General features: G+C 26.2%; 15 protein-coding genes. 12 read left to right on the top strand and 3 right to left on the bottom strand.

Features of this window, described 5'->3' with window-relative positions; translation table 11 throughout:
• Nucleotides 1–41: 41 nt before the first annotated feature.
• Nucleotides 42–1,820, bottom strand: a complete 1,779-nt coding sequence (locus I2E98_RS02760) for an ABC transporter ATP-binding protein (RefSeq protein ID WP_195467439.1) — start codon at nucleotides 1,818–1,820, stop codon at nucleotides 42–44.
• A gap of 161 nt (nucleotides 1,821–1,981) precedes the next feature.
• On the opposite strand from I2E98_RS02760, the gene I2E98_RS02755 reads away from it, so the two are divergent.
• Nucleotides 1,982–4,297 carry a bifunctional diguanylate cyclase/phosphodiesterase gene (locus tag I2E98_RS02755; protein WP_195467438.1) on the top strand — a complete coding sequence of 772 codons (2,316 nt, stop codon included), beginning with the start codon at nucleotides 1,982–1,984 and terminating at the stop codon, nucleotides 4,295–4,297.
• Nucleotides 4,298–4,415: 118 nt separating this feature from the next.
• Here I2E98_RS02755 and I2E98_RS02750 read toward each other — a convergent pair whose 3' ends face one another.
• Nucleotides 4,416–4,580, bottom strand: a complete 165-nt coding sequence (locus tag I2E98_RS02750) for a hypothetical protein (protein WP_195467437.1) — start codon at nucleotides 4,578–4,580, stop codon at nucleotides 4,416–4,418.
• 100 nt (nucleotides 4,581–4,680) lie between these two features.
• Nucleotides 4,681–4,869: a hypothetical protein gene (locus I2E98_RS02745; RefSeq protein ID WP_195467436.1), complete on the bottom strand. Its 189-nt coding sequence runs from the start codon at nucleotides 4,867–4,869 to the stop codon at nucleotides 4,681–4,683.
• 228 nt (nucleotides 4,870–5,097) lie between these two features.
• On the opposite strand from I2E98_RS02745, the gene I2E98_RS02740 reads away from it, so the two are divergent.
• The 11 genes from I2E98_RS02740 (at nucleotide 5,098) to I2E98_RS02690 (ending at nucleotide 13,784) form a co-directional block, all read left to right on the top strand.
• A complete protein-coding gene (locus tag I2E98_RS02740) occupies nucleotides 5,098–6,126 on the top strand; it encodes a type I phosphomannose isomerase catalytic subunit (RefSeq protein WP_195467435.1) in 1,029 nt (342 codons plus the stop codon).
• A gap of 116 nt (nucleotides 6,127–6,242) precedes the next feature.
• Nucleotides 6,243–6,911: a transposase gene (locus tag I2E98_RS02735; protein WP_195467434.1), complete on the top strand. Its 669-nt coding sequence runs from the start codon at nucleotides 6,243–6,245 to the stop codon at nucleotides 6,909–6,911.
• A 111-nt stretch (nucleotides 6,912–7,022) separates the two neighbouring features.
• Entirely contained in the window at nucleotides 7,023–8,144 is a 1,122-nt protein-coding gene (locus I2E98_RS02730; protein WP_195467433.1) for a glycerate kinase, read from the top strand.
• Nucleotides 8,145–8,323: 179 nt separating this feature from the next.
• Nucleotides 8,324–8,923 (top strand): ATP-binding protein, encoded by a 600-nt coding sequence (locus tag I2E98_RS02725; RefSeq protein WP_195467432.1) that lies wholly within the window; start codon nucleotides 8,324–8,326, stop codon nucleotides 8,921–8,923.
• A 628-nt stretch (nucleotides 8,924–9,551) separates the two neighbouring features.
• Entirely contained in the window at nucleotides 9,552–9,902 is a 351-nt protein-coding gene (locus I2E98_RS02720; RefSeq protein WP_195467431.1) for a hypothetical protein, read from the top strand.
• A gap of 188 nt (nucleotides 9,903–10,090) precedes the next feature.
• Entirely contained in the window at nucleotides 10,091–10,594 is a 504-nt protein-coding gene (locus tag I2E98_RS02715; RefSeq protein WP_195467430.1) for a hypothetical protein, read from the top strand.
• A gap of 137 nt (nucleotides 10,595–10,731) precedes the next feature.
• Nucleotides 10,732–11,010, top strand: coding sequence for a hypothetical protein (locus tag I2E98_RS02710; RefSeq protein WP_195467429.1), 279 nt, complete (start codon nucleotides 10,732–10,734; stop codon nucleotides 11,008–11,010).
• On the top strand, nucleotides 11,010–11,753 hold the full coding sequence (locus I2E98_RS02705; protein WP_195467428.1) for an ABC transporter ATP-binding protein: 744 nt from the start codon (nucleotides 11,010–11,012) through the stop codon (nucleotides 11,751–11,753). The genes I2E98_RS02710 and I2E98_RS02705 overlap by 1 nt, the downstream gene beginning before the upstream one ends.
• A 14-nt stretch (nucleotides 11,754–11,767) precedes the next feature.
• Nucleotides 11,768–11,968 (top strand): hypothetical protein, encoded by a 201-nt coding sequence (locus I2E98_RS02700; protein ID WP_195467427.1) that lies wholly within the window; start codon nucleotides 11,768–11,770, stop codon nucleotides 11,966–11,968.
• A 254-nt stretch (nucleotides 11,969–12,222) separates the two neighbouring features.
• Nucleotides 12,223–13,107, top strand: a complete 885-nt coding sequence (locus I2E98_RS02695; protein ID WP_195467426.1) for an extracellular solute-binding protein — start codon at nucleotides 12,223–12,225, stop codon at nucleotides 13,105–13,107.
• Entirely contained in the window at nucleotides 13,104–13,784 is a 681-nt protein-coding gene (locus I2E98_RS02690) for a hypothetical protein (RefSeq protein WP_195467425.1), read from the top strand. Before I2E98_RS02695 ends, I2E98_RS02690 begins: the two co-directional genes overlap by 4 nt.
• The last annotated feature ends 40 nt before the right edge of the window (nucleotides 13,785–13,824 follow it).

Raw genomic sequence — 13,824 nt, 5'->3', positions numbered from 1 at the left:
GAATTCAATTAATAGATGCAATACATATGTAGCTTATTTTTTTAAACTAATTCACTGGCAACCTCTAATATGCTTTCTCTACTAACCTCTCTAAGATGTCCCTTCTCCAACTTCATAATTCTATTACAAATATTAAGGGCTGAAGGTCTATGAGTTATTATTATGCATGTAGGTTTAGTAGGTAATTCTCTAACAGCCTTTAAAACATTAACTTCAGTTTCAGGATCAAGAGCAGATGTAGCTTCATCAAGAATCAATATAGGTCTTTCCCTTAAGAATGATCTAGCAATAGCAATTCTTTGAGCTTGTCCTTCTGAAATACCAACACCTTTTTCACCAATCATAGTGTCAAGACCATTCTCAAGTTCATTAACAAAGTCAAGAGCACAGGCATTACTTAAAGCAGCTTTAATTTCATCATCACTAGCATTAGGATTACCATATTTAAGATTATCTCTAATACTTCCAGAGAATAAGGTATTCCCCTGAGGTACATAAGAAATAAGTTCTCTATAATTTCTATTAATATCCTTAACAAGATCACCTTCACTAAGTAATATATTACCTTCAGTTGGATTAATTAATGATAAAATCAATCGAATCATAGTTGTCTTACCTTCACCAGATGGACCAACAAAGGCAAGGGTTTCCCCAGCTTCTATAGTTAAATTAATATTATTTAAAATATTATTATTAGCCTTATAAGCAAAGCTTACATTATCAAAAACTATATTAGGTTTATTAAATGCAGAAGATGCTTTACTGCTAATAGTATCTAAAGCAACTTCTAAACTACCAATATCATCAAGTTCTTTTTCATCAGCCATTTTTTCAACTGGAATAGCTTCTATTTCCATAAGTCTTTCAGCAGCAGCCATAGTTGAAATAAGTCCAGGAATCATACTTGCTAATGAAGAAAATGGTGCTTGTACTTTACTATATAATTGAAGCATTCCTGTAAATGTACCATAAGTTGATAATCCCTTTGCAATGTTTAAAACTCCCCAAGTAAATATTGTGAAGTAAGCAAGAGAAGAGCAAAAGCTCATAGACATTGAAGTCATTACTGAAAGTCTTGTATTTCTCATAGCAATTTTATATTTATTATTTTGAATATCAATAAGTCTATGCATATTTATTTTTTCCATACAGAATGTTTTAACTATCATTATGTTTTGAATAGATTCCTGCATAAATGATCTATATTTAACATCTTCTTCTTGAGCTTCTTTATATAGATCTTTAAGTTTACTGCTAAAATATTTACCAACTAATATTAAGAATGGACCAAGAAAAACTGCAGCTAATGCAATTGAAGGGGCCCAGCTTATTAGGGTATAAAAAGAACCAATCAATGTAACAAGCAGTGAAACAAGGCTTGGAATTGTACCAAGAATAGCAGAGCTAATATTACTAACATCTGATGTTACTCTTGTTAATAAGCTTACAGAGTGAAATTTACTTTGTTCTAGCCAATCACTACATTGTATATGTTGATATATTTTTCTTTGAATATTTTGTGTTAATTTAGTTGATGAGTGTGTACTCATAAATGATGTTACTGGACTTGATAGCATACTAATTAAAGTAATGGAAAGCATTATAATTAACCAGCGAATTGTAGCATCAGAGTCACCACTAATTGCAGAGTCTATTAATGATTTTGAAACTGTAACATTATAGATGCCTATAATAGCAAATATAACATTAACAATTATTGAAAATATTAAGAATAGAATTGCTGGTTTAGCATAGGATCCCATCCATTTTATCTTCATCCATAAGTCTTTTGATGGCTTAAGTTTCTTAAAATTTTCCATAGTATCTCCTTCCTAACTTTTGTTATAAACAATCATTATTATTTTAACATTATAGTAAAATATTTACAAGAAATCCTAAAATTATAATTGGTAGATTTAAGAAATTTTATATGGTAATATATTCATATAATAACAAAATAAAGTTAATAGGGGATGGCAGATTGATTTTTACTAAAAAAATAAATTTAAGACTGACTCTTATAGGGATTGTATTTGTGGGACTTTTAGTATCAACAAATGGAATACTTATGGAGTATGGTTTAAAGAAGAGTGTTGAGTTTACATATAATACTCATTATAATGAAGCTAAAAAAATACTAAATCAAGAAATATATATATTAAGAGATATTGCAAATGGGTTAGCAAAAGATAAAAATATAATAACTTATTTAAATAATAATAAAAGCATTGATGATTTAACTGAACAGGAGACAAAACAAGTAATTGAAGAAATTGAATATATTCAAGAGTATTTAAAAGATTTAACATTTATAAATCATGTTACTCTTATAAATATTCTAGGAGAATATTTGTTTTATTCGGGAGAATTAATTGAAAATTTAAATGTGATTTCTAATTATGAATTAGATAATTTTGGATTTAGTAAAGAAAACTCACAAATAATAACGGATATTTATACTGATCCTGGAAGTGGAAAATATACAATGGCAGTAATTAATTTTATTTATTCAGATGAAAGTGATGACCCATTAGGAATATTTATTTTAGATATTTTACTGGATGATTTGATTGAGGATATAAATTCTAAATTTTATATGGGGGAATTAAATGCATACATAAAAATTGATAATAATACTTACTATTCTAGCGATGGAATTGTTAATAGTATTAATAATAAAAAGAATAATTACATAGCAAAGTTAGAGAATATTTTTGATGGTAATATAGAGATATTTTTAGAATTTGATAAAGATTCTATTGTTTATAGTAAATATATGAAAAGAGTTAATGATTTTAGAATTTTGATATTTACTATTTTGGGAGTAATTTATTTATTAGCTTTAGTTTTACTAATTAGAAGAACATTTAAACCAATATTAAAGTCTTTAGATAAGCTGAAAATATTATTGAGAAATTTGGATAATGAAGATTTAAACTTTGAAAGTTTAAATGAATTTGAACAATTAGAGGTTATTTCTAGTTCTTTAGGAACTTTAGTTGATAAGAAAATTAAATCTCTTATTTATTATGATGAATTAACAAAATTACCTAATAGAAAATTATTATTTAATCTATCCAATGATTTAATAGAGGCTAATAAAAATTTTGCATTAATATTTGTTGATTTAAATAAATTCAAATATATTAATGATGTTTTTGGCCATAGTGCAGGAGATGAAGTATTAGTTAATTTTAGCAGGAGACTTAAAAAGTGTTTAAAAGATAAGGGAATAGTAACTAGATATTCTGGTGATGAATTTATAATTATATATAACAATTACATTGATAATGATGAGTTACAGTTATTTTTTAATAATGTAATACTGGAAGAGTTTAAGGAACCTATAACATTTAATAATGGTAAAAAGGTATTTATGAATTTTGCCGCTGGAGTTTCTGTATATCCTAAGGATGGAAATAGTTTTAATGATTTAATTAATAAAAGTGATTTTATGATGTATTCTAGCAAAAGAAGTAGCAAGAATTCAAAGTTGTTGTTTTTTAATGATTCAATTTATAAAGAAATACTTGAAATTGAAAATATGAAAGAAGATTTAAAGTATGCAGTAGATAACAATGAATTCATTTTATACTACCAGCCAATAGTAGATAAAAGTAAGTCTATAAAGAAGCTTGAGACATTAATTAGATGGAATAATAAAAAACTAGGATATATTCCCCCAGATAAGTTTATTGAATATGCAGAAGAAACTGGAGAGATAGTTAAAATAGGTTATTGGATTATAGAAGAAGTATGTAAAAACTTTATTGAATTATTTAATTCAGGTCATATATTACAAGTTAGTATAAATGTTTCTCCAATTCAACTTATGGAAGTTGATTTTGTAAATAGGGTTGAGGAAATTCTTAATGAGTATAATGTTATTTGGGAAAATTTATGTTTTGAAATAACAGAATCAGTGGTTCTTGATGAAAATATAATTATTCATGATAATTTATTGTTACTAAATAAAAAGGGAATAAAAATTGCCTTAGATGATTTTGGAACAGGATATGCATCATTTAGTTATTTAAAAAAATTTAAACTTGATATTTTAAAGATTGATAAAATATTTATAGAGAATGGTTCATATGTTGATTTTAAAATTGTAAATAATATAAAAAATATTGCTCATCTACTTAATATGGAAACTGTAATTGAGGGTGTTGAAACAGCAGAGCAATTTAAAGTATTAAGTAATGTAGGTTGTGATTACTTCCAAGGATATTATTTTTCGCATCCTTTACTTGCAAATGAGATAATAAATTATCTCAAGAGAGTTAAGGAAAACTAGAAATAAAATATTAATTAAATATGGTTATAGCAATATAATTATGTAATTGTCTCTAGGACAAGCTAAAAATGCGCTGAAGTTTTTAATTATCAGCGCATTTTTTATTTTGAGATACTAATTAAAATAAGGTATTTTTTTTACTTTCCCTTTGGATAGTTTCTTTATTTTTATTGTTTAAACTACCAAGGGGACTGTTAAAACTATTAAGAGGATTTGGAAGCTCGGTATTACTAGATGGCATAACACCTCTAGTTCTGTGTTGCTTATCATTAGATTTAGCCATAATATTATATCTCCTTTAATATATGATTTTATCCTATTGAGTTGAAAATTAAATCAAATAATAAATTTAATATTAAGGTTATTTATGTTGTTATATTAATCTATATATCGTCACCGTCATCTATGTAACTAAATTCATTACAAGCTATATTGTTGGCTACTATAGGGTCCTCAACAGTATTTGCTAGAGGTGTGTCAACTCCCTCTGGAGATTTACTTACTAAAAATTCTTGACTTGGTTCATAATAGCTTCTTACATGTGGCAAATAAACATTAGACTTATCTTTCAAGATGCTCCCTCCTTGCAACATAAATGTTGTAAATATACTATACATAATACTAATTATTAATTTAGCTTTAGGAATAATTAAATGTAAGCCAATTAGTTTCATAATAGTTTATTCCTAAGCATATATATAGTGTTTGAAGGTTGTACAAAAAATATACATATTAAAAATAAAATATTAATTCAATTAGGTATAAAAGTTAAGTATAAAAGGAGAGAAGGAGAAGTTATTATGTATCCAATCAAGTTTGAAAACATTTACCGTGAGAAAATTTGGGGTGGAAGAGATTTAGAAGCTTTTAGAAATAACTTACCATCTGGAGATATTGGTGAGTCTTGGGATGTTGCATGTCATCCAAATGGAACTGGAGTAGTTGCAAATGGTGAATTAAAAGGAAAAAAGTTTGATGAAATAATATCTGAATTTGGACATGCTTTAGTTGGTTCAAAAGTAAGTACAGAAAAGTTCCCATTGTTAGTTAAATTAATAAATTCAAGAGAAAAGTTATCTGTTCAAGTTCATCCAGGAGATGAATATGCTCAAAGAGTTGAAAATCAATTTGGTAAAACAGAGGCTTGGTACGTTGTAAATGCAAAGCCAGGGGCAAAATTAATTGTTGGAACAAAGAACTGCGATAAAGAAGTCTTTGCTAAGGCTATAGAAGATGGAAGATCTGAAGAGTATTTAAATGTTGTAGATGTTAAAAAAGGAGATTGTTTCTTAATTAATAGTGGATTAGTTCATGCCATTTGTGAGGGATTAATAATAGCTGAGATACAACAAAATTCAGATGTTACTTACAGAGTTTATGATTATGGAAGACCGAGAGAGATTCATGTTGAGAAATCTTTAGATGTAATTGACTTTAATTTAAAAGCAGTAAATTTATCAAATAAAGAGATTGTGAATTTTGATGGATTCTCTAAAGTAGATTTCTGCGAAAATGAGTATTTTGGTATGCAAAAATTTAATATTGAAACTGAATGGTCTGATTGTAGTAATGAAGAGAAGTTCTTTATTTTAACTTGTGTTGATGGTTGTGGAATTATTGAAAGTTGTGGAACCGTTGAAAGTGATGGAACTGTTGAAAATGATGGAATCATTGAAAGTGAGGGAACGAGCAGACAAGCTGCTAAAGCTGTGAGTAAACAAGATTTCCGTGAGGAAATAAAGATGGGAGATAGCTATTTAATACCTGCAACATTAGGAAAATATGTTGTTAAGGGTAACTTAGCAGTAATCAAAAGCTACCCAATGTAAATTTTTGTATGCGCCTCCGGGGAACACCCAATAAATGGATGTTCCCCGGAGGCGTATTATTTTTATGTGATTTGTCAATAATTTAGTTAAAACTTTCATAAGGAGGAGCGTTTTTAATGGCATCACCAAAGAGACCGTGGGTACCTGGAGCAATTTATCATATAACTAATAGAGGAAATCATCAGGAAATAATATTTAGAGAAAATATTGATTATATTGTTTATTTAGGAATTTTAAAAGAGACTTTAAAGTTTTATCAGGATGATAATTATAAATTAATTAGCTATTGTCTTATGAGTAACCATGTGCATTTGCTTTTGAAGACTGGCACTAAGGAGCCAAGTTTTTTTATGAGAAGAATTAATAGTATGTATGCAAGATATTTTAATAGTAAATATCAATGTATAGGTCATTTGTTTCAAGGAAGATATTTTAGTAATTTAATAAATAATGTTATAGAATTACTTGAGGTTAGTAGGTATATACATTTAAATCCAGTCAGAGCTAAAATGGTTGATAGTCCAGAGAAATATATGTGGTCTAGTTATAATAAGATTGTATTAAATGAAGATAAGTTTAAGGATTTAGATTTAAATAGTAGAAAGTTAATGACAGATATGTATATAGATGAAAACGAGATATTAGATTTATTTAACATATATTCAATAATTGAAGAAAATAATAAAAAGGATTTGGAATGTAAAGTAAAGAATATGATGGAAGAGAGTAAATTTAAATATAAGAAATATGTAGAGAGCAAGATTAATGCAGAAGAAGAAGTATAATTAACTGTAAAAATATGTAACGACCTCGGAGACCCTTACATTTTATGTAAGGGCCTCCGGGGTCGTTACAAAAAGTGGAAAATGGATTTTGCTATTATGGAGGGAATATATATGAAGTTTGTTTTAGCACCAGATTCTTTTAAGGAAAGTATGACTGCAAAAGAAGTTTGTATTGCAATGGAAAAAGGAATAAGAAAGGTATATAGAGATGCAGAGTGTATTCATGTACCTATGGCAGATGGAGGAGAAGGAACAGTTCAATCTTTAGTTGATGCAACAGGTGGAGAATTATATAAGGAAGAGGTTACTGCACCATTAGGAAATAAGGTTATTGCAACTTATGGGATACTTGGAGATGGGCAAACTGCCATTATAGAAATGGCAGAAGCTAGTGGACTTCAGTTAGTTCCAAGAGAAAAAAGAAATCCATTGATTACTACAAGCTATGGAACTGGAGAATTAATAATTTCAGCATTAAATAAAGGAGTTAATAAAATATTAATAGGATTAGGTGGAAGTGCAACTAATGATGGTGGAGTTGGTATGCTTCAAGCTTTAGGGATAAAATTTATAGATAAAAGTGGACAAGACATAGGATTTGGTGGTGGAGAGCTAAGTAAAATTGTAGATATAGATATGTCTTCCTTTGATAAGAGAATTCTAAATGTTGATATAGAAGTTGCTTGTGATGTAAAGAATCCACTAACAGGAATTAATGGAGCAAGCTATGTATTTGGACCTCAAAAGGGTGCAGATAAAGAAATTGTTAAAATATTAGATGATGGATTAAAGCATTTTTCAAATATTATTAAAGAAAGAATGGATAAAGAGATTGATAATATTGAAGGTGCAGGAGCTGCTGGGGGATTAGGTGCAGCGCTTCTTGGATTATGTAATGGAAAGCTTAAAAGAGGAATTGATATTGTTGTTCAATATTCAAAATTAGAAGAAAAAATTAAAGATGCAGATTATGTCTTTACAGGAGAAGGTAGTATAGATTTTCAAAGTAAGTTTGGAAAAACCCCTGTTGGAGTATCAATGTTAGCTAAAAAATATGGTATACCGGTAATAGCCTTTGCTGGTAATGTAGGAGAGGAAATCGAAGAATTTTATGGTTTGGGAATAACTTCAATAATTGGAATACTACCTGGAGTAGTAGCTCTAGAGGAGGCACTAAAGGCGGGAGAAACTAATATGGAAAGAGCAGTTAAGAATATAGTAAGGATACTTTAACTATTCCATAAAATGTATGTGCCTCCGGGGAACACCCATTTATTGGGTGTTCCCCGGAGGTATATCGAAATATAGTAAAAATTGTCGTTGAAAAATATTTAAGTTATTGGTATAATTATATTTCTCAAAGGGACGAACAAAAAGATGAAATTTTATATAAATATTTGGAGGAGTTACCAATGCCAGTAAGAATTGCTATATTAGGTGGACCAAGATGTGGTAAAACAACATTAATTCAACAATTATACGTAGACTTAAAAATTAGAGATATAAATGTAGGAGTTGCTACAGAATATAGTACAGATTATTTAAGAGATAAGGGTATGATTGAATCTATTTCAGAACAATATGGAATATATTTAGGTCAATTACATTTAGAAAAGAGCTTAGATGGACATGATTATGCTATAACTGACTATGCTACTTTTGTACCGTATATATATGGAAGATTAATGCTTGGAGATAAGAAGAGAACTAAGAAAGAAATCGAAATATTAAATGATTTATATAGCTTAGCAATCAGAGATCTACCACAATATGATCACATATTCTTTGTACCAAGAGAATTTGGTTATAAGAAAGATGGAGTTAGATGGCAAGATGAAGAAGTTGCTCAAATGGTGGATAAGGCTATCTTAGGATTCTTAGATGCTGAAAATGTTAAGTATTCAGTAATTACAGGATCAACTAAGGAAAGATCTGAGCAAATTATGAAGATAGTTGGAATAAATAAAGAAATTGTACAACCTGTTAAAGCTAAAGAGGTTAAAGAAAAATAATTTTATAAAGGTATTATTTATATATAACTTTTGTATATAAATTAAATTTAAGATAAAAGAATAAAAGTAGTTATATGAGTAGGCAGTGAAAATCTGAAAGGATAGTAACTGTCTATTTTTTATTTTTTTAAAATTATAATAAATATAAATAAAAAATTAAATAAGTTATTCTATATAAAATCAAAATATAACCACAAAATTATAAAAAAGAAAAAGTTATAAAATGTTACAAAATATTTAAAAATATTTACAAATTATTTGAAAAAATATATAATTTTTACTAAGGGGTAAATAGTTTGAGTAATATTGGGGGGTAATACTCAGAAGTATTACTTTGAAATGATATTTCTAGATATTAATTCCTAATGAGATTGAAGAAGGAAAAAAACAATATTATGGAGGATTAGTAACATTTATAATAGTTGTTTTTGTAGCTTTTATTACATGGGCTTTAGGTGATACTTTATGTTGGGTGAGAGGGAAAAAAACTTTTAGTTTTGTAATTAAATTATCAGAGGGATTATTTAAATTAGGCTGTAAGTAAAATGATTTAAATTATATTAATTAAATAAACATATAGAAATAATATTTAAAACTACTTACTCTTTAAAAGTAAAAGAGGTAATATATGAGAAATTATAAAATGTATTTAGAATTGGTTTTAAAACGAGCTAAAAATAGATTTTTAATAAATTTAATGGAAAGAATAGAAATAGTTTGTATATTTATTTTAGCTATAATTTTAGCAATAGGAACTGTGTTTTACTTTGGAGCTACATTGAAGAATATTCCAATTACTTTTGATGTTTTACCTAAATTATATTTTTCTATTTGTATACCTGCAATTTTACCATTTGTATTTTGTGAGTTGAAAAAGCAGAAAAAAGAAAGTGTTAACTATATAATTGAAATTTTATTTGGGCTAAAAAAATACAATAGAGTTATGGAGATATTAAAGCTAATATTAACTGTTTCATAATTAAAATATCAGTAAATAGAGAGTTTTCAAATATAGAAGATAAAAAAGGTATAGTTAAACAACGTATAAAGTTTGATAGACTTAGTGCTTATTTTGATAGGGCATTCATAGAAAGTAAATTATATATAACATTTTGTATATTTTTTATTTTATTTATTCAAATTATAAATTTTATTATTAAGAATTCCTTGGGATTAAATAGTATTGCACAAATAATATTACTAATTTCAATTTCAACTTATATGTTAGACATGTTAAGAAAAGAATATCTTTTGATTATAATAAATATGAGGGCTTCTTTAATAAAATACATAATATATCTACAAATTATGTATATATATATATCATTTTGCGCAATGATTATTAGTATTTTAATATCAGCATTTGCAGGCGATGCGTCATTTAATGAAATATTTTATGGATTAGATATATTTAGTTATTTATATTCATTAACTTCATGTATTACTATAACTGTGATATTGAGATTATTATTTGGAAAAACAATAAATAGTATTATCAAAAGTGCTATAGTTTTCATAGCAATAATTTTATCATATATAATAATTCCAAATATATCTCAACAAATTAGTTTAGCTATGAATATAAGTTTAACATTAAGTAAATTTTTAATCTGTTTATTGTTAATAGGAATACAATTAATAATGGTGAAAACATATGAATTACATGAATAAATTACTACAGAAAATAAAATGTATAGTAGATTTGTTAATTGAGATTATAATTAATGAATTTAATAATCTTTTGTTTGGAAAATATGGAAAAATAATTCAAGAAATTATTTTAAATTAATTTATGGGGGATGAGGAAAATGAAGAATATTAAGGTTTATTTTGTTACAGTTTTTACAATAATTATTATTTTATTTTTAATTTCTATGATGTACTTTAACAAAAGTTTTGAAGTATTAGAAACTCAATATGTACCTTTAAAAAGCTTTGCATTATATATTATAAATCATGAAAGTGTAGACATAAATTTTATTAATATAATTATAGTTAGTTTAGTTGGAGCAGTACCAATTTCATTACTTTTTACTACTATTTCTAAAAAGTTAAATAATGCAATGAAAATAAGAGGTAAAAAATAGTGATAGATAAGATAAAGGTTAACAATATAACTAAAGTTTTTGATTCAGTGATAGCTCTTAATAATGTAAATATTCAATTTGAAAAAGGAAAAGTTTATGCTTTACTAGGACATAATGGTGCTGGAAAGACTACATTAATTCAAAATATATTAGGAATACAAAAACTAAAAAAAACAATTGATAGTGGAGAAATTATTTATTTAAGTAATGAAATTAAAATTAGAGGAAATGAATATAAGAATCATTTATCATATTCGCCTGAAATATATTCATTATTTGAAGATTTATCTGTTATGGAGTACTTAACATTTGTGGCAAAAGTATATAAGCGCCCAAAATCATCAGAAGAATTAATAAAAAAATTAATAGAATATTTTGAGTTAAAGGGTAAAGAAAATAGATTTATTTATAGTCTGTCAAATGGTATGAAAAGAAAAGTTGCTCATATTGCAGCTTTATTAACAGAAAGTGATTTCTGTTTTTTAGATGAACCGTTTTCAGGTTTAGATCCTGTTTCTATTTTTAAGCTTAAGAGTTTTTTATGTGATGATATAGAAAAAAATAGAACATATATTATTTCAACACATCAGTTAGCAATTCTTGAAAGTATAGTGATTCCAGATGAGTTAATGGTAATTTTACTTATGAAGGATGGAAAATTAATATATCAAGGTACAAAGAAAAATTTATTAGAATCAACAGGAGAAGAGAGTATAGAAAAGGCATATATAAAATTAAGTTAAATTTAGAGGGGTATATGAAAAGAGTAGTAGGGATAATGATTAGTTTTACAATAATAGTTTTTATTATTATTTGCAGTATTAATGAATGGTTATGGTTTAAAGAGGAAATATATTTTAATGATTCAACAATAGAAGAAGTAGAATTACTATTTCAATCAGGAAAAGAAGGAATTATATATTTTGGAAGTCCTAAGTGCTCAATGTGTAGGAAATAAGAGTTAGTTCAAGTGGAGATTTTTTTATACTTATTGGGGATAAGAAAAAAATAGTTCAAATAGACCAAGAAACTTATAAAGAAAAAAATACTTTTGAAGTAGATGATTTTATTAATGACTTTATTATTATAGGAGATTCATTAATTATACATGGTGAAGAAGATATTATAGAATATGATATAAGTAGTGGTGAAGAAAAGGATGATTTAGATTTTTTTAAAAATAAATTCATAGAAAATAATTTTAATTTTTCATTGATTAAAACAAATGATCAAAATAAATTATATTATTACAATGTTGAAGGACTTTTTAGTTATGATTTAAATCATAAAAATATTGAAAAAATTATAAATGGTAGTTGTACAATTTTTGGAAATGAGAATATTATAGTCACATCCTTAATAGTTAAGGAAAATGGAGATTATTTAGGGGTATTTAATAAATGGGCTGATACAGGAAATCCAGTAGCTATTATCAATTTTAAGTATAACGAAGATAAAACTAAAATAGCTAATGAAAACATAACTATATATTCATTATTAGAAAACAATTCAATTAGACAAGCCGTTTCTAATTATAATAGTAATAATACAGAAATATTTCTTAAATATGAAGTTGGATTAGACTTTGAAAATTCTTTTACAGAAGTAGATGCTATTAAGAAATTAAATGCTGAAATTAGTAGTGGAAATGGTCCAGATATAATTATTCTTAATGGATTAAACTATGAAACTTATGTAGAAAAAGGTATATTAGAAGACATAAGTAGTATAATATCAGAAAATAATAGTAAGCTATTTAGTAATGTTATAGAGGAGTATACTGTTAATGGTAAAATTTACGCATTTCCAGTTGCGATAAAATATCCAATTTTAGTAGGTCCAAGAGATGAGATTGAAAAGATAAACAATCTTGATTCATTTGTGGAAGTAGTTAAAGAATTAAGTAATAATACTAATAGACCAATTATAGAAAATTATTATACTGAAAAAGAGTTTATATGTTCATTATACAACGCTTATGGAAATAGTTGGATTAAAGATGATAAAACTATAGATAAAGATAATTTAAGTAATTTCTTAAAAAAATCAAAAGAGCTATATATTACCATTGAAAACAAAATAAGGAATACTACATGAAAAATGGAGAAGTGCTTGAAGAAAGTATTAAAATAGATGAAAAAAGTGAAGAAGATTATTTTGATATAGAATATTATTTAAACTCACCACTTTTTATAGAGTCTTTTCAGATGAAGGATGCACCAATTTTTATGTATGGATCTTTAGATAATATATGGGATTATGCTTCTTTAATTACACTATTATATCAAAATAATGAAATTGATTATAAAATATTAAATAGAGAAGATGGTGGAGCATTTAGTTCAACTCTTCTTATGGGAATAAATACAAAAGGTAAAAATAAGGAGAATGCAAAGCAAGTTTTGGAAAAGTTAATATCAACTGATATAAATAATTCAAATGTATTTAATGGTTATAATACTAATAAAGAATATATAACAAAGCAGTTAAATGAATATCTTGATTATTTTGAGCCTATATATGATGAAAAAATAAACCATTATATAATACAAGATGATAATAGAGAAGATGAATATATAATGATATTTCCAAATGATGATGATATAAATGCTTTAATTAATGAGATAGAAGATATTAAGAAGGCAGCTACAGTAGATAAGAGAGTAATTTTAGAAATAGCTAAAGTTTTTGAGGGTTATGTAAGAGATGACTATACCTTAGATCAAGGTATAGATATTATAGAAGATAATTTAGAATTATATTTAGCTGAATAGTAGAAATAAAAAATAATAAATTAGATACAGGTAAGATGAA

Source organism: Clostridium sp. D43t1_170807_H7 (genome assembly GCF_015555905.1).
Classification (GTDB): Bacteria; Bacillota; Clostridia; order Clostridiales; family Clostridiaceae; genus Clostridium.
This window is presented reverse-complemented; position numbering and strand designations above follow the sequence as displayed.